Consider the following 16,437-nt stretch of genomic DNA (forward strand, 5'->3'; position numbering starts at 1 on the left):
GGGCGGGAACCGGCGAAGTCGTCGGCGTTGGGCTTGCAGGGTCCGTGGGCGACGGCGACGGCGTGGGACTTGGTGACGTCGGAGTTGGCGAAGTCGGGGTCGGCGAAGTGGGTGTCGGCGACGGCGTGGGACTTGGTGAAGTCAGGGTGGGTGAAGTGGGCGACGGCGATGGCTCCGTCGGTGACGGAGACGGCGTCGGGCTTGCCGGGACGGTCGACGGATCGCTGGGTGCCGCCGCGGGCGAAGGCGGCGCGGTACTTACCGACGGTTCAGCAGTCGGCGGTGCCGTCGTCGTCAACTGCACGTTGGGAGCGGGCAGCACGATGCCCGTTGCCTGGGATGGCGACGGTGCCGGGCCGGGTACGAAAAGCGGCGGGAAGGGTGAAACCTGGAGCCCCGCTGCGGGAAGTCCGTCACCCGGATCAACCTGGAGGGGGATGGTCCAGCTGATCCTGCCGCCGGACAACCCCATGCCGGGCGCGTACGAAACCATCTCACCCGGAAGGGCCTGGTCAAGCGCCCGGAGCTGGAGGAAGTTCCATCTCAGGGGGTTGGTGTAGCGGCCATTCAGGATTGCCTCGAAATGCAGGTGGCAGCCCGTGGACCATCCGGTGGTGCCAACGCGCGCGATGACCTGGCCCACCCGCACCTGGTCGCCGGTGTGCACACCAATGGATTCCAGGTGGTTGTAGGTGGTGATGAGCCCGTCGCCGTGGTCAATCTCAATCCGGTTGCCGCCGCCCCAGGGGTGCCAGCCGGCTGCCCGCACAACACCGGAATCAGCGGCGTAGACCGGGGTTCCGCAGGGGGCAGCGTAATCCTGGCCCAGGTGGAAGTCTCCCGCCGCCCCGCTGATCGGGCTGACCCGGAACCCGAACGGCGAGCTCGGGTCCAGAAGTTGCAGGGGCGCCATGAGGAAGCCGGGCAATGGCCTGCCGGCACCGGCCGGACCCAGCGTGAGGGCCGCCGTGGCGCCCTGGTCGACGCCGCCGATGGACGTGTGCGGGAAGGCCAGGGCCACCTGCGGATTGGAGAAGATGGCCGGCGGAAGGGCAGTGGCGCCAAGCTGGTCCGTTGCCGTCGGGGCTGGTTCGCCGTGCCCTTCCCGGAGCTTCGCCGTTCCGGACGTTCCGTACGGTGCGGCACTGCCCGGAGTGGTCGCGGTTCCGGCTACCGACCGCGCCAACTGTGGCGGCTCAGCGGAGCCGGCGGAAAGGTTGACGGCGCAGACGGAGGCCGCCAGCACGCCGGCAGCAGCGACAGCCCGGGCAACGGGGGGAAAGGTACGCTGGTCCGGCTTGCGGTTGCCGGGCACGGAATTCTTGCCCAATTGACTGACTCCACGACGTGGCCTGCCGCACGGTGTCTCGACGGTATGTCCCATGGGACCACAGGACCGCAGGCGTGGAAACCCCATAGCCGGACAATGCGGGTTTTTTGTGGGTCGTTAGGGGGCGGAGCTGGGCTTCCCTGCCGGATCCAGCCGCGCGTGGCGCAAATGGGCAACAATGTCTCATGCGCAATGTCCTTCGTACCTGGCAGGACGAAATCAAAAAGACCTTCTCAGGCAGGGCCGACGCCCCGCCGGACTGGACGCTCAAGCTGGCCGAGGGCGACAACGCTGGCTACCACCTGCCCGGTTCGGCGGTGTGGGCGGTGCACGGCTCCATGACGCCCATCGTGGGTGGAATCCGCACACTGCTCATGCAGTCGCTCCATCCTGGTGCGCTCGCGGGCGTGCACGAGCACTCCAACTTCCGTGACGACCCCCTGCGCCGGCTGGCCAACACAATCCGCTGGATCTTTACGGTCACCTATGGATCCACGGACGCCGCGGAGGAAGCAACACGGCGGGTACGCCGCCTGCATGAGCCAGTCCAGGGCAACTACGAGGACAACGACGGCGAAGTGCGCACCTACAGTGCCAACGACCCGGGGCTGGCCAACTGGATCCACCTGGCCTTCACAGACGGTTTCCTCGCAGCCCACAGGATTTGGGGCGGCCCCATCCCCGGCGGCCCGGACGCCTACGTGCAGGAGTGGGCCCAGGCCGGGCGGCTGATGGGGGTGGAAGACCCGCCGCTGACGGAGGCGCAGATGCGCAGCCAACTGGAACGCTGGTACGCGCAGGGGGCGCTGCGGGCGGACGGCCGGGTCAAAGAAACGGTGGAGTTCATCCGCAATGCGCCGCTGCATCCGCTGCTGAAGCCTGGCTACCGGATCCTGTTTGCCGCTGCGGTCTACAGCCTGGAACCCCGGTACCGCCAGATGCTGGGGCTCTCTCTTCCACGGCTGGGCCCGTTTCCCCTGCCCGTGCGGTTAATCACAAAGGTGGTGCTCGGCGTCGTCCACCTGGCCCTGGGCGGTCCCCGGAGGCGGATGGGTCCCAGCGAAACAGCAGCGAGGCAGCGCCTGAGGCGGCTTGGTGAACCGCTGGCAGATCTGGCCTGATCGTGAATCGGAAGGCTGCAACGGAGGCAAAAAAGCAAAAACCCGGCCCCGGGTTACCGGGGCCGGGTTCTTGACCGGCGGAGAATGGGGGATTTGAACCCCCGAGGGCGTTAACCCAACACGCGTTCCAGGCGTGCGCCATAGGCCGCTAGGCGAATTCTCCAACTGCTTCTGAATCAAAAGCAGGTACTAGATTACCTGAAGTTTTCCGCATCGCCCAATTGGCCCATCCGGCGGCGGTTTTTTGCCGGCCGCAGCCCGCCTCAAAGGGGCGCGGCGACGGTTGCCTTAACCTGAAAATGGACGCCCCCAATGCGCCCATTCCCTGTTGCACCGTTGAGCTGCCGGGTCCAACCCCGTTAAGCCAGGCCACGCAGCTCACAACCTTGAAATTGCCCCAATCGGTGTACATAGCCATGATCCCGGCTGGGGCGGGGATAAGCAATGGACATCCGTACCCGGGCATCCACCGGCCAGCTGCCGCCGACCCGCCGGGCGGCGTGCCAGGGCCTCCGGCGGCGGCGGCGGGTCCGATTCGAGTCGGGCAGGATGTTCGGGTAAAGTATCTGACGGCCCCTCATGTGGCGTCATCCTGTTGAACTCCCCCAGGACCGGAAGGTAGCAAGGGTAGACGGGCTCTGGCGGGTGCATGGGGGGTCTTTACTATTCCCCCACAGGGCGGCATGATGTCAGCCCGGATTGGTAGGGTTTTCTCTGTGACAGTTACTACCGCCCTGTACCGCAGATACCGTCCCGACTCGTTCGCTGACGTTATTGGCCAGGAGCATGTCACCGAGCCGCTGATGACGGCTTTGCGGAAGAACCGCGTCAACCACGCCTACCTTTTCTCCGGCCCCAGGGGCTGCGGCAAGACCACGTCCGCCCGTATCCTGGCCCGCTGCCTCAACTGCGCCCAAGGCCCCACGGACACTCCCTGCGGAACCTGCCCCAGTTGCGTTGAGCTGGCCCGTGGCGGCTCGGGTTCCCTCGATGTCATCGAGATTGACGCCGCGAGCCATGGCGGTGTTGACGACGCCAGGGACCTCCGCGAGCGCGCCACCTACGCCCCCGTGCGGGACCGCTACAAGATCTTCATCATCGACGAAGCCCACATGGTCACCTCCGCCGGGTTCAACGCCCTGCTGAAGATCGTGGAAGAGCCGCCGGAACACATCAAGTTCATCTTCGCCACCACAGAGCCGGACAAGGTCATTGGAACCATCCGTTCCCGGACCCACCACTACCCGTTCCGGCTGGTACCGCCGGAGCCCCTGATGGCCTACCTGGAGCTTCTGTGCCGCCAGGAAAACGTTCCCGTCGCCCCTGGCGTCCTGTCACTGGTCATCCGCGCCGGCGGCGGCTCCGTCCGCGATTCGCTCTCCGTCCTGGACCAGCTCATGGCAGGCGCCGGACCCAACGGGCTGGACTATGAGCTCGCCGTGGCCCTGCTCGGCTACACCCACGCTTCACTGCTGGACGACGTCGTGGAAGCCGTGGCTGCTTCTGACGCCGCCACCGTTTTCCGCGCCGTGGACCGGGTCATCCAGACGGGCCACGATCCCCGCCGGTTCGTAGAGGACCTGCTGGAGCGCTTCCGCGACCTGATCATCGTGCAGGCCATGCCCGAGAGCGCCCACGCCATCCTGCGCGGGATGCCGGCGGACCAGATAGCCCGGCTGCAGAACCAGGCCCACAACCTTGGCGCGGCGGAGCTTTCCCGGGCCGCTGATGTTACCAACACGGCCCTGACCGAAATGACCGGGGCCACGTCCCCCCGGCTGCACCTGGAGCTGTTGTGCGCCCGGATCCTGCTGCCCAGCGCTGAACAGAATGAGCGCGGCATGGCAGCCCGGATCGAACGGGTGGAGCGGCGGCTGAACTACGCCGGGAACGACGTCGGTGCTCCCGCCACGGCAGCGCCGGCATCGGCGGAGGCGCCGGCGGCGGTCCAGCCAACACCAGTCCAACCAACGGCAGTCCAGCCCACGGCACCAGCTGCCACTCCCGCCGGCTCCCCGCTAAATTCCCAGCGCGCGCACCAGCCGGCCGCCCCGGAGCCTTCTGCCAATACTGCTGCGGCCCACCCTTCCGCAGCCCAGGCTGCAGGGGCCCAATCCGCGTCCGCCCAGGCCGGACCGGCTGCTCCCGCCTGGCCCGGTTCCGGGGACGAACAGGTTGCTCCCGCCCCTGACGGCGCCCGCAGTCCCCTGACACCCCCGCGGGTCAGCACCAGCGACTGGCCCGTCGAGGAACCGTCCCGGCCCCGGACACCACAGGGCCCCCAAGGTTCTGCCCCCGGCGCGGGGACCACCAACCCCACCCAGCGGGCCTCTTCAGGGCCGCAAGACCATGCAGCGCTGCAGGCCCAAGACAACGCAGCGCCCCAGGCCCAAGCCCAAGCCCAAGCAGCACCGCAGGGACAGGAAGACCGGCCGGCGCCCGGCCAGGCCGCAGCCACTCGCGTCCCGGACCGGCCGCAGGCCCAAAGCGACCAGGTGCCAGCCAGCCACGGGCCTGGCAGCAACTCCCCCGGCGCCCAAACGCCAGGCCAGCAGGTGCAAGGCCAGCAGGCCCCTGTTCATCAGGCTCCCGCAGCGCACCACCAAGCACCCGGCGGGTCGTCCCCGGCCAACCCCCCGGCCATGGGCGACGTCGAGGTTCTTCGCAGGGCCTGGCCGGATGTCCTGCAGGCGCTGTCCAAAATTAAGCGCAGCACCTGGGCCCTCGTTGAACCCAATGCGCAGGTCCAGGCGTTCGACGGCAGTGTCCTGACCCTGTCCTTCACCACGTCCGGCCTTGCCGGCGCCTTCGGCAGGGCGGACCATTCGGACAACCTGCGCCAAGCCATCCACAAGACCGTCGGCATTGACTGCCAGATCCAGGCGGTTGCCGGCGGCGCCAGCCAGGCGAGCTCTGAGCCAAACCCAAAAGTTCCCGCCAGCCCGGTGGTTCCGGCCACCTCAGCTGACGTTGCCTGGGGCCTGGCCCCTGCCTCTGCCTCTGCCTCTGCCTCTGCCTCTGCGCAGGCAACCCCAGCGGTGCAGGTACCCGCAGCAGCGGCGGCCACCGGAACGCCGCTGGGCGGTAGTTCCGGAAGCCCAGCCGCTGCCGGCAGCTCCCCCGCCGCGGGAAGCACCGCCCCTTACGGCAGTTCGGGAAGTTCTGCTGTCGCCGCAAGCCCGTCGGCCGCACCTGCAGCCGCCCCTTCAACTGCCGCCCCTTCTACTGCCACCCCTCCGGGTGCCCCCTCTCCGGGGGCACGCCCGGCGGCCGACGCCAACGCGAGGGGCAACCACGGCATGGATCCTGCGGGGTCTGGCCCCATTGCCACTGCCGGTGCCAGCGCCCGGGCAGCAGGGACCGCTGCCGACTCCTCCGGCACGAATTCCGCCCACCCCGCGTACCCGCCTGCCGGAGGCGACTATTCCTACTCCGATGACGATTGGGGACCGCCGCGGGATGAGGACGCTCCCCCGCTGGATGAGGAACCCCCCATGGACTGGGAGCCCTCCGCACGTCCGGGCAACCGGCCGGCACCACCTTCCCCTGCCACTGGCGCCGACCAGGCGGCAGGCGGCGCCCACCCTGCAGCTGCCGCGCGCCCCCAGGGGACTGGTGGCCCGGGCTCGAGCACCGCTTCCCAACCCGCTGGCCAACCGGCTTCCCTGCCTGCTGGTGCCGCCCACGATCCCTGGACCCGGGCCGTGGAACAGGCACCCGGCGTATGGGTAGTGGGAGACAAGAGCAACGTCGGCGCCAAGCCGGCACCTGCATCCGCGAATGACAACATTGGGGCGTCCGCCAGCGTCCCCCATTACGAGCCCGCAACCGCCCAAGTGCCGCCCTCCATTCCCGTGGCCCCGGCGGCCACGGCTGCTGCCGCAGCGGGGCCAGACTGGGCTGCGGGGGCAGTTTTCGGCTCCGGCCGGACGGAGCCGGATGCGGGGCCGTACCAGGCCCAATCCCCGGATCCTTCCCCGGTACCCGAGTTCGCCATGGCGGCCGCCGCACCTGCCCCGGTCACCCATGCTTCGGCTGCCCAGGCCACTGTTGCCCAGGCACCGGTTCCACAGCCAACCGCTTCCCAGGCAGCGGTTGCACAGGCGGCCGCGCGTGCGTCCGTTGCGCAGGCACCGGCCGCACCCTCCCGGCCGCAGCCGGGAAATGCCGCGCCGGCTTCTGCAGGAACTTCTGCACCCGCGGCCGGACGAACGGAAACGCGGCAAAGCCTGTACCAGCGGCTATCCAACAGCCCCGAAGCTGAGGCAGGCCGCGCCAAGGCCCCGGCCAGGGCCGCCGCGGCGCCGAGCGCTTACGTCCAGGACATACCAAGCGCCGACGATGAAACAATCGAGGAATCAGGCGTCTTCGGCCGGGCCGCCGTCGAACGCATCCTGGGCGGGAAACTGATCGAGGAGCGGTCCCTGGACGGAAGCCCGGTCACGCCACGCTACTGACGGCCCGGCCTGCGGCCGGGCCTTGCCGACCGATTGATTCATCCGCTATTCACACCAAGCTAAAGAGGGAAACGTGTACGAAGGTGCTGTCCAGGAGCTGATCGATGAGCTTGGACGCCTTCCGGGCGTGGGGCCCAAGTCCGCACAGCGGCTGGCATTCCACATCCTTGAAGCCGACCCCCAGGACATGAAACGGCTGGTTGAGGCCATCACCACCGTCAAGGAACGGGTGAAGTTCTGCACCGTCTGCGGCAACGTCACGGAGCAGGAACTGTGCAATATCTGCCGCGACCCCCGCCGCGACCCCGCCGTGATCTGCGTCGTGGAGGAGTCAAAGGACGTCCTGGCGGTGGAGCGCACCCGTTCGTTCCGTGGCCGGTACCACGTGCTCGGCGGGGCCATCAATCCCATTGCGGGCGTGGGACCGGAGCAGCTGCGGATCCGCGAACTGCTCACCCGGCTTAACGACGGCGAGATCCAGGAAGTCATCATCGCCACCGACCCCAACCTGGAGGGTGAGGCAACGGCCACCTACCTGGCCCGGATGCTCAAGACGATCGGCATCGCAGTGACCCGCCTTGCCTCCGGACTTCCTGTGGGCGGCGACCTGGAGTATGCCGATGAGGTCACGTTGGGCCGCGCCTTCGAAGGACGCCGGAACGCCCTGGGCTGATGCACCCGGCGGCCTCCCGCCGTAGTACTCCCGCCGGGCCGGACGTGCCGCAGCCCTGCCCGCGGTCACCACGGCGCCCCATGGCCGGAATGTGGTCACAATTCAACGTCCCTCCGGGCGCGGCGATAAACTGTGGAGGAAAGCCGCGCCGTCCAGCGTCAGGCTGCCTGGCCTCCAGAACTCCAATTGATCCAATGAAGGTACGCGCATGAGTACGCCCACCACCGAAGTGCACAACGCAACACAGCCGCTGGCGGCACCCGCCTCCGGCGCGGTGACCAAACAACTCATTGTGCAGAAGTTCGGCGGCTCCTCCGTCGCGGACGCTGACGGCATCAAGCGCGTTGCAAAGCGCGTCGTGGATGCCCAGCAGGCCGGCAACGAGGTCGTGGTTGTCGTCTCGGCAATGGGCGACACTACGGACGAGCTCCTGGACCTCGCCGCACAGGTGACCGACTCCGCCCCCGCCCGCGAAATGGACATGCTCCTGTCTGCCGGCGAGCGCATTTCCATGGCGCTGCTGGCCATGGCCATCAACAAGCTCGGCGCTTCCGCCCAGTCCTTCACCGGGTCCCAGGCCGGCATGATTACCGACGGCATCCACGGCAAGGCGCGGATCATCGACGTCGACCCCCACCGCATCCGCACCGCCCTGGACAAGGGCAACATCGCCATCGTGGCAGGCTTCCAGGGCATGACCCGGGCCACCAATGAAATCACCACCCTGGGCCGCGGGGGTTCCGACACCACGGCCGTGGCACTCGCGGCAGCCCTCGAAGCGGATGTCTGCGAGATCTACACCGACGTGGATGGCATCTTCACCGCCGATCCGCGCGTTGTCCCGTCAGCCCAGAAGATCGACACGATCTCCAGCGAGGAGATGCTGGAACTGGCGGCCTCCGGCGCCAAGATCCTCCACCTGCGCTGCGTGGAATATGCCCGCCGGTTCGGCGTCCCGCTCCACGTCCGCTCCTCATTCAGCCAGCATGAAGGCACCTGGGTCATCCCCAGCGCCGACGACAAGATCACCACTCAAGAGGGAGTTGCCTTGGAGCAGCCAATCATCTCCGGCGTTGCGCATGACCGTTCCGAAGCGAAGGTCACCGTGGTCGGCGTCCCCGACATCCCCGGCAAGGCCGCCGCAATCTTCCAGGTCATCGCCGACGCGCACTCGAACATCGACATGATCGTGCAGAACGTGTCCACCCACGGCACGGGCAAGACCGATATCTCCTTCACCCTGCCCATCGTTGAAGGCGCCGATGCCCTGGCCGCCCTGCACGCCGCGCAGGACCAGATCGGCTTCGAGGCCATCGAATACAACGAGCAGATCGGCAAGCTGTCCCTCATCGGCGCCGGCATGCGGTCCCACCCCGGCGTCTCGGCCACGTTCTTCAAGGCACTCTCCGACGCCGGCATCAACATCAACATGATCTCCACCTCGGAAATCCGCATCTCGGTGGTCACGCACGCCGATCTGCTGGACGAGGCCGTGCGCGTCATCCACAACGCGTTCGGGCTCGACACCGAAAGCGAAGCGACGGTTTACGGCGGCACCGGCCGCTGATCGCCAACGAAAAGCCGGGCTGCCCTTTCCTCGAAAGGAGAAGGCAGTCCGGCTTTTTTGTTTCTGGAAGTATCCAGGAAGAATCAGGTTTCGCGTTCCAAATCTTCACGGCGTACCGCGTAGTGGTGGCCGGTTGAGTCGGTCTCCACCACGAAATGCGAAAGGTCCTCTTCCGAGGCCTGCTCGAATTCGTCGTGTTTGTGCACCACGGGCGCGTCGGCGTCCAGTCGGGTGGCAGGACCAAAGACGAAGCGCAGCCTGTCAGTCAGGCCCATGAAGCTGGTGAGGACATGTGCCACTGTTTTCCACCCCCTTCCCGACCATCGGGCGAAAGTGCAGCAGGCCCCGGCAGGAGCCAGTGCCCCCATTTTATGCCCGGGACGCGGAAAAGGCTCCGGCGTAAAGCGGAGGAATCGCTACCGCAGGGAACGGTCTTCAGGATTCCGTGGGACAACATACGTGCTGCCGTCCGGCCTGGTGATGGTCTCCCACTGTTGGGTCTCCGCCTGGCGCTGGGCCAGCAGGCGGCGGTTCTCGTCAGTCATGTCGTGCGCCAGCGCGGTGCGGCTGGCGGGACCGAAAACGGCCCGCAACTTCCCGGTGGCGCGCATGAAGCGCTGGGAGGCATTGCCCTTGTCCGCGGACCTGTCCCTGCCCATGAAGAGGTTCCTTCCACTCACTGTCCAACCTGCCACCAATGTACACTAATCATTAGTGCACTAACAATCGGAGGACCAATGACTGCCACAGCGGCAACGGACTCAAAAGAAACCGACGCAGCACACGAGGAAGACCTGCTCCTCGAACATCAGCTCTGCTTTGCGCTGACCGTGGCTGCCCGCAGCGTGGTGGGCGCCTACAAGCCCGTGCTCGAGAAGCTGAACCTCACCCATCCCCAGTACCTGGTCATGCTCTGCCTGTGGGAAGACAGCCCCCGCACTGTCCGGAACATCAGCGAAGCTCTGGCCCAGGAACCGGCCACCATCTCCCCGCTCCTGCGCCGGCTGGAAGCGGCGGAACTCATCACCCGTCGCCGTGCGGACGGCAATGAGCGCGCGCTCGCCGTCGAACTGACACCCAAAGGCGCCGCACTGCGGGAGCAGGCGCTCCGGGTCCCGGGGACCATGATGGAGCGGCTGGGGTTGACCCGCGGACAGGTCACCGAACTGCACGCGTCCATGATGGGGCTGATCGCCGCCACCTCCCAGTGAGTGATTGCGGCCAAACGGAAACCTGCCGCCGTACGCCAAGCGACTAGAATTACTGGACGAAGGAGAGGTGGCCTGATGCGGAAATTTCGGATGCTCGCGGCATTCCTGGCGGTCGGCGCCGGGCTGATCTCCGGTTGCAGCGGCACCCCTGACAGCGGCACCTCCAAGGGCACAGCGCCTTCCTCCGCCTCAACCTCCACGGCCCCGGGAAGCTCCCCGGGCTCTGCAGCTCCCTCCCCTGACACCGAAACTTCAGTGCCGGCTCCTGCCCCCGCCACGTCACGGCCAAGCAATGGCCCGGGGAAGGGGAACGCTGAACTCGCCATCACCCTGGTGCCGTCCCCGGGCGCGCCCGAGGTCAACTACACCCTGGTCTGCTCCTCAGGCGAGCCGGCCGCGGAAAGCAGCCATCCCAACGCCGCTGCCGCCTGCGCGGCACTCAAAGCCAATCCGGCCATCGCCGCTCCGGCCGCGCCCGGAACCTCACAGCCCTGCACCCAGCAGTATGGCGGCCCCCAGACAGCCGCCGTCACGGGCATGGTGGACGGCGTCGCCGTGGAGTCAAAGTTTTCGCGGACCAACGGATGCGAGATCAGCGCGTGGGACGCTGCCAAGGACGTATTGGGCGCATCCGGTGGAGCCTCTTAAGCTCCTGGCGGCAGACACTGCGCAGGCAAGGGAAGAGGCCCACCTGCAGCGCGTCAGCCGCTATGCCGATCCATACCTGGCCCGGCGCTCCGCGGGACAGAAACACCCGGTGGAAGACTTCCTCTTCACCTACTACACGCAGAAGCCCGGCCAGCTGAAGCGCTGGCACCCCGGTGCCGGCGCAGTCCTCACCGGCGCCCAGGCAGCCGGACGGCTCGGCTGGAAGCATTACCGGACGCTCGACGACGGCGAGCTTGCCGCCCTGGGACTGGCTGCGGGAAGCACCGCGGTCACCTTCGACCGGCACGCCTTTTTGGCCGACCGCAGCGATGCAGTGGCCTTCGCCGGCATCATCCTCCGCGGCACCGCCGCAAGGCCGGCGCAGTTTGGCTGCTTCGGACTGCACGAGTGGGCCATGGTCTACCGGCAGGACAAGTTCGACCTCCGGCATGAGTACCTGCAACTGCGGCTGGGTGCGGCCGGTACGGACAAGGTGGTGGAGGACAACAGGATCCGCTGCACCCACTTCGACGCGTTCCGGTTCTACACCCCGGACGCCATCCCGCTCAACGAGCATTCGCCCAGCCGGGAATCGCAGCGGCACATGGAGCAGCCGGGATGCCTCCATGCCAACATGGACCTCTACAAATGGGCCTATAAACTGCTGCCGGCGCTGCCCAGCGAGCTGGTGATGGACTGCTTCGAACTGTCATGGCGGATCAGGGCCATGGATATGCAGGCATCCCCCTACGACCTGGCCGACTGGGGGTACCCCGCCATCCCCATTGAGACGCCCCATGGCAAGGCCGCCTATGTTGAGCACCAGCGCTCTTTCGCAGCGGAAGCGGGTGCACTGCGCGAACGGCTGGCAGCGGAACTCGGGGTCATCGCGGAAGGAGCGCCACGGTGATAGACCTGACCATCAGCATCCGGGACCACCCCGACGCTCCCGAACACGTGTTCCGGCTGGTATCAAAGGACGGGCACCCGGCTGCCGGGACCACCCTGCCAGAGCCCGTGACCGCCCTGGCCGCCGTGGAGCGGTTCGGCGAAGACATCTTTTTCCCCAAGCCGGGGCCGCCCAAACTGTGCACGCAGCAGTACGGGGGCCCGCAGGTTGCCCTGGTCACGGGTATGTACCGTGGGCGCGCCGTCCACGCGACCTTCTCCCGTACCGACGGCTGCGAAATCGCCCGCTGGAAAGCCATGGGCCCCCTGCTCGGCGGGACCGCCACGTAGCTTCCTGCGGCAGCAACGAGCCAGGAACGAAAGCGGCCGGAACGAAAAGGTCCCGGGTGGCCTGACGACCACCCGGGACCTCCCCCCATGTCTTCCCGGTCAGGCGGCGGGTACCGCCTGCGCCAGGCCAAGCTGGGGAGCGCCGGCCGGGGCGGGCGCGGAGCCCGGTCCCACCTGCACGTTCACCCACGTTTTGATGCCGTTGCTGCCAAGGCTCAGCCGTGAGAGGTAGGAACCGTCAGCAAGGCCGGTCCAGTTCAGCGTCGCCGAGGTGGCGGTTCCGTTCGGCGCCACGATGGGGTTCGGGTTCACCGTGAGATTGCCAGCGTCCCCTGCGAAGGTCACGGCCTGGACGGAGGCCGTGGCGGGGCCGTTGTCAGGTGTGGCGTACAGGTTGGCCACCACATAGTAGGTTCCGGGACGGGGTGATTCCAGGTCCAGGAACTCACTGGCGGATGCTGTTGCCACCTGAGTGGCCGTGAGGCCGCCCGCTCCGTTCGGGGCGTAGACCACCATGTCCCAGTCGACGTCGTTCGACTGCGCCTGGATGCCGAGCCGGGCAAACGACGTGCCGGCCGGCACGTTTACCTGGACCAGGGCATTGTGCGCATCGTTCGTCGGGGCATACGCGCCCGGGGTCTTGGTGATGGCGGTCTGGCTCAGCGGCGCCAGTCCTTCGACGGCGACGGCGATGGGATTGTCCGAACCGGAGACAAGCTCCATGGTGCCGCTGCCGGTGCCCGTGGCCGAGCTGAAGGTGAAGGACGGGGCGATCTGGGCGTCAACGGGGCGGATGGCGATTGGTGACGCCACCGTCCGGGGCCCCTTCCAGGTGAGGCTTCCCGTGCTGAATTTGCCCATTGGTGCGCTGACGTTCCGGATGGTCAGGGTTACGTCACGGGTCTGGCCTGCCTTGGCGAAGTTCAGGGCCTTGGGTTCGACGTTGACGTTGAAACCCGGCATGTTCACCTCGGGACGGTACATGCCCGGCACCAAGGCGGTCACCTTGCGCTTCACCTGGACCTCTCCAATCAGGCTGCCCAGGGCGATCGAGGGCAGGTTGAGGTCGCGGGCGGCGATGGTGCCTGCCTGTGGCGCTCCGGTCTGCACACCTTGTCCATTCAGGAAACCAAGCCAGTCCTGGATGCCGGAGTCGTAGACCAGCCCGGGATCAAGCACCCGGGTGGAGTCGATGTGGCCGGCGCCGCCCTGGAACGGATCCGTATTGGGGGTGCCATCGGCGTTGACCAGCGGATAGGCCGTGGTCATCATGGCGGACTTCACCCTGGCGGGGGTCCATTTGGGCTGCTTACCCAGCACCAGCGCGCCGAAACCGGCGATGTGCGGTGCTGCCATGGAGGTACCGGACATGAATCCGAACTGGGCGCCGTGGTTGCCGATGGTGGAGACGCCGGCCAGGACGTTGACACCGGGGGCAGAGATGTCCGGCTTGAGCAGGTCACCGCCGGAGGCCAGGGTGGGTCCGCGGGATGAGAAGCCGGCGATCTGGGGTGCGGCTGCCGGGGGCAGGCCGGTCAGGTCGCCCTTGACCAGGCTGACGGTCAGCGCCGGGTTGGCTTCCAGCTTGGATTTCAGTTCCAGGCTCTTGGGGGCATTGACGTGGACGGTGGGAATGACGTGGTTGTCGGCGTCCTCGGAGCTGCTGGTGAGGTTGACCAGGATCATGCCCACGCCGCCCTTGGCCAGGACTTCCTGGCTCTTGGCGGTCCGGTCCACCACGCCGCGGTCACAGACGACTACCTTGCCCGCCACTTTGCCGGCGTCAAGGGTTCCCGGACCGCAGAGGTTGGGGTTGGCCGCGCCGGGGGCCGCGGCAGCAGCAGCCACGACAACGGGCTTGTCCGCCACTTCCGACTTCATGATCGACGCGCCGCGGTACAGCGACCCGTCGGACACCTTGACCGTTCCCAGCAGGTCACTGGGGAAGGTGGACGCAGCAACCGTGGTCAGCCACGGGGACGCATGGTTCACCGTGGAGGCGGTCGGGCCGGAGTTTCCCGCGGAGGCCGAGACGAAGATCCCGGCGGCGGCAGCGTTCAGGAATGCCAGCGCCACAGGGTCGGTGGTGCTGTTGTTGTTGCCCGAAATGGAATAGTTCAGGACGTCGACGCCGTCCTTGATGGCCGCGTCCACGGCCTCAACCGACGCCGAGGAGTAGCAGCCGCCCGTGTCCGGGTTGGTGTCCTCCCAGCAGACCTTGTAGACCGCAACCTTGGCGGCGGGGGCGATGCCGGAGCTCTTTCCGAAGCTGGCTCCGTCGATCACCTGTTCGATGTTGGCGTTGCCGGCGGCCGTGGTGGCGGTGTGCGTGCCGTGGCTGCCCACGTCCACCGGGGAGATCTGCTCTTCCGGGGCACGCTCTGCCGGGGGCACATACTGAAGGAAGGAATCCGCGAAATAGCGGGCGCCGATGACCTTGGAATTGCAGAGCGATCCGTCAAAGGATGCCCCGGTCCCCTGGCCTTTTTGGCATTCGCCCTCGAAGGTTGTGCCGTCCGCCTTGAGCATGGCAATCCTGCCGTCACCGGTGCGGTAGGGAACGCCGACCTGCGGGTCGCCCTGCAGCGGCTTCAGCGGTTCGCCCTGGAGGAAGGGGTTGTCCGGCGCGTAGCCGGAGTCGATGACGCCCATCACAACGCCCTTGCCGGCGTTGGCTTCGCCGCCGAACTGCTGGGCCCAGGCGCCGTCGGGGCCGGTGAGCTTGAGGAAGTCGGTGGTGGTGTAGTCGGGCTTGTTCTCGACGTCCGGTGCCACGGCCAGGACCCGGCTGTCCTTTGACAGTGCTGCGGCCTGCACTGCCGTCAGTTCCGCCGTGAACCCGTTAAGGGCTGCGGTGTACTGTTTGGCGGGGGTGACGCCCTGGGCCGCTGCAACGTCCCGCTGCTGGGTGCGCAGGTGGGCGTCGTACGCCTTGTAGTTGGGACTGCCGGCGTCGAGCTTCCGGCCCAGCTGGGGCTTGGTTGCACCAAGTCCTGCAGCTCCCCCTTCGTAGGCCGCGGCCGCCGGACCGGCGAGTACCACGATGTACCGGCCGTCCTTGAACTGACTGTCCTTTGCGCTGGAGGAAACATTTCCCGGGCCTTGGACGCCAGGCGCCGCCGAGGCGGGAGCCACGGCCAGCGAGCTCAGGATCAGGGGCAGCCCGACGGCCAGCGCGGCTGCCTTCCGGAGTCCCCCAGCCCGCGAAGGGCTCTTTCCAGTTGATTTCACGTGCAACCCTTTCACGATGTGCGGCCCATACTTGGTGGGCGCCCCAATGACTGGCACTGCAGAGGGAATTACAGGTTTTGTAATTTGTCGCGACCAGACTGTTCACAGAGTACAGACTGATAGTGCGATATGACATAGAGCACACTTAGGAAAATTCCGCTTGTCATACGGCGAACACCGAAGGAATGCGGAACTAAAAAAGGGCGCCCCGAAGGACGCCCTGCAAGGAGCGGAGGAAGCCTGCCCGTGCTACTGCCGGGGAGTGCGCACCACATCACTGATCCATTGCCTGGTCTTTTCATCCACAGGCCCGGCCACCCGGGTCTCGCGGGCCAGCCGGTCCGCTTTCACCTTCTGGAACACCATCCGGCCCAGACCGGCGAACACGGCAGCGGCAACCACCGGCAACAGCACGGACTTCGAATTCTCAGCCATCCAGCAATCCTAGTGAAGGCCTCCCGGCAACTCCAGAACCAGCCAAAGAACGGCCGTGCGGCCCCGGCGTTTCGCGCGGCTCCGCTGCAGGGAACCGCGCGATTCAAAGGGATGCGCCCGGGCCGGTAGAATGGTAGAGCAAGCTCGCGGAGCGCCCGAACCTCATGGTGAACCAACGCAGGTGACCCCCTTTGTCCCCGGCACCCCCGGTACGGCGTGAGACGGCACCACTCCGCTGCGCCCTTACCCAAGCTCACGCACAGGAGTTGCCGGATGCCCCGGATCGTTGTTGACGTCATGCCCAAGCCCGAGATTCTGGACCCGCAGGGGAAGGCAATCGTTGGCGCTCTCCCCCGGCTGGGCTTCACCAGCTTCAGCTCTGTCCGCCAGGGCAAGCGTTTCGAACTGACGGTCGACGGCGAGGTGACGGAGGAAATCCTGGCCCAGGCCCGCGACGCCGCCGAAACCCTCCTGTCCAACCCCGTGATCGAGGACGTCGTCAACGTCGAGGTCGTCGAGGCCTGA

At 67.1% G+C, this 16,437-nt stretch carries 14 protein-coding genes, 1 tRNA gene and 1 other RNA gene; 10 read left to right on the forward strand and 6 right to left on the reverse strand.

All coding sequences use genetic code 11. From position 1 onward, the window contains the following. Positions 1-1,330, reverse strand: a 1,330-nt coding sequence (locus BACI349Y_RS17010; RefSeq protein WP_236560889.1) for a M23 family metallopeptidase, incomplete at its 3' end; no start/stop codon positions are given. Positions 1,331-1,515: 185 nt separating this feature from the next. Between BACI349Y_RS17010 and BACI349Y_RS17015 the strand changes: the two genes are divergently transcribed. After that, the gene (locus tag BACI349Y_RS17015; protein ID WP_159633479.1) at positions 1,516-2,451 is read left to right on the forward strand and encodes an oxygenase MpaB family protein; all 936 of its coding nucleotides are present in this window, start codon (positions 1,516-1,518) and stop codon (positions 2,449-2,451) included. Between the two features lie 78 nt (positions 2,452-2,529). Here BACI349Y_RS17015 and BACI349Y_RS17020 read toward each other — a convergent pair. Further along, positions 2,530-2,614: transfer RNA gene (locus BACI349Y_RS17020), tRNA-Ser, on the reverse strand. Between the two features lie 405 nt (positions 2,615-3,019). Here BACI349Y_RS17020 and ffs point away from each other — a divergent pair. The 4 genes from ffs to BACI349Y_RS17040 all read left to right on the forward strand — a co-directional run bounded on the left by ffs (position 3,020) and on the right by BACI349Y_RS17040 (position 9,148). Beyond that, positions 3,020-3,116, forward strand: an RNA gene (gene ffs / locus BACI349Y_RS17025) — signal recognition particle sRNA small type. Between the two features lie 51 nt (positions 3,117-3,167). Further along, positions 3,168-6,908 carry a DNA polymerase III subunit gamma and tau gene (locus BACI349Y_RS17030; RefSeq protein ID WP_236560890.1) on the forward strand — a complete coding sequence of 1,247 codons (3,741 nt, stop codon included), beginning with the start codon at positions 3,168-3,170 and terminating at the stop codon, positions 6,906-6,908. A 73-nt stretch (positions 6,909-6,981) separates the two neighbouring features. After that, a complete protein-coding gene (recR, locus tag BACI349Y_RS17035; RefSeq protein ID WP_141158226.1) occupies positions 6,982-7,581 on the forward strand; it encodes a recombination mediator RecR in 600 nt (199 codons plus the stop codon). A gap of 208 nt (positions 7,582-7,789) precedes the next feature. Continuing rightward, positions 7,790-9,148, forward strand: coding sequence for an aspartate kinase (locus tag BACI349Y_RS17040; protein ID WP_159633485.1), 1,359 nt, complete (start codon positions 7,790-7,792; stop codon positions 9,146-9,148). Between the two features lie 83 nt (positions 9,149-9,231). On the opposite strand, the gene BACI349Y_RS17045 is transcribed toward BACI349Y_RS17040, so the two are convergent. Together BACI349Y_RS17045 and BACI349Y_RS17050 are read right to left on the reverse strand one after the other, a co-directional pair. Next, positions 9,232-9,447: a hypothetical protein gene (locus BACI349Y_RS17045; protein ID WP_159633488.1), complete on the reverse strand. Its 216-nt coding sequence runs from the start codon at positions 9,445-9,447 to the stop codon at positions 9,232-9,234. 117 nt (positions 9,448-9,564) lie between these two features. After that, positions 9,565-9,807 (reverse strand): hypothetical protein, encoded by a 243-nt coding sequence (locus BACI349Y_RS17050; protein ID WP_159633491.1) that lies wholly within the window; start codon positions 9,805-9,807, stop codon positions 9,565-9,567. 78 nt (positions 9,808-9,885) lie between these two features. Between BACI349Y_RS17050 and BACI349Y_RS17055 the strand changes: the two genes are divergently transcribed. From BACI349Y_RS17055 to BACI349Y_RS17070, 4 genes are all read left to right on the forward strand, one after another. Then, positions 9,886-10,359 carry a MarR family winged helix-turn-helix transcriptional regulator gene (locus BACI349Y_RS17055; RefSeq protein ID WP_159633494.1) on the forward strand — a complete coding sequence of 158 codons (474 nt, stop codon included), beginning with the start codon at positions 9,886-9,888 and terminating at the stop codon, positions 10,357-10,359. Between the two features lie 75 nt (positions 10,360-10,434). Next, positions 10,435-11,007, forward strand: coding sequence for an SSI family serine proteinase inhibitor (locus BACI349Y_RS17060; RefSeq protein ID WP_159633497.1), 573 nt, complete (start codon positions 10,435-10,437; stop codon positions 11,005-11,007). Beyond that, positions 10,994-11,917 (forward strand): 3-methyladenine DNA glycosylase, encoded by a 924-nt coding sequence (locus BACI349Y_RS17065; protein ID WP_159633500.1) that lies wholly within the window; start codon positions 10,994-10,996, stop codon positions 11,915-11,917. The genes BACI349Y_RS17060 and BACI349Y_RS17065 overlap by 14 nt, the downstream gene beginning before the upstream one ends. Then, positions 11,914-12,246: a serine protease inhibitor gene (locus tag BACI349Y_RS17070; protein WP_159633503.1), complete on the forward strand. Its 333-nt coding sequence runs from the start codon at positions 11,914-11,916 to the stop codon at positions 12,244-12,246. Before BACI349Y_RS17065 ends, BACI349Y_RS17070 begins: the two co-directional genes overlap by 4 nt. Before the next feature lie 99 nt (positions 12,247-12,345). Here the strand turns inward: BACI349Y_RS17070 and BACI349Y_RS17075 are convergent, their stop codons facing one another. Both BACI349Y_RS17075 and BACI349Y_RS17080 read right to left on the reverse strand, forming a co-directional pair. Next, the gene (locus BACI349Y_RS17075; protein WP_201302467.1) at positions 12,346-15,477 is read right to left on the reverse strand and encodes a S8 family serine peptidase; all 3,132 of its coding nucleotides are present in this window, start codon (positions 15,475-15,477) and stop codon (positions 12,346-12,348) included. Between the two features lie 249 nt (positions 15,478-15,726). Next, the gene (locus tag BACI349Y_RS17080; RefSeq protein WP_159633506.1) at positions 15,727-15,912 is read right to left on the reverse strand and encodes a hypothetical protein; all 186 of its coding nucleotides are present in this window, start codon (positions 15,910-15,912) and stop codon (positions 15,727-15,729) included. Positions 15,913-16,185: 273 nt separating this feature from the next. Between BACI349Y_RS17080 and purS the strand changes: the two genes are divergently transcribed. Then, positions 16,186-16,437 carry a phosphoribosylformylglycinamidine synthase subunit PurS gene (gene purS, locus BACI349Y_RS17085; protein WP_015935902.1) on the forward strand — a complete coding sequence of 84 codons (252 nt, stop codon included), beginning with the start codon at positions 16,186-16,188 and terminating at the stop codon, positions 16,435-16,437.

It is taken from the genome of Arthrobacter sp. 8AJ (assembly GCF_902506025.1).
In the GTDB taxonomy this organism is placed as follows: Bacteria; Actinomycetota; Actinomycetes; order Actinomycetales; family Micrococcaceae; genus Arthrobacter.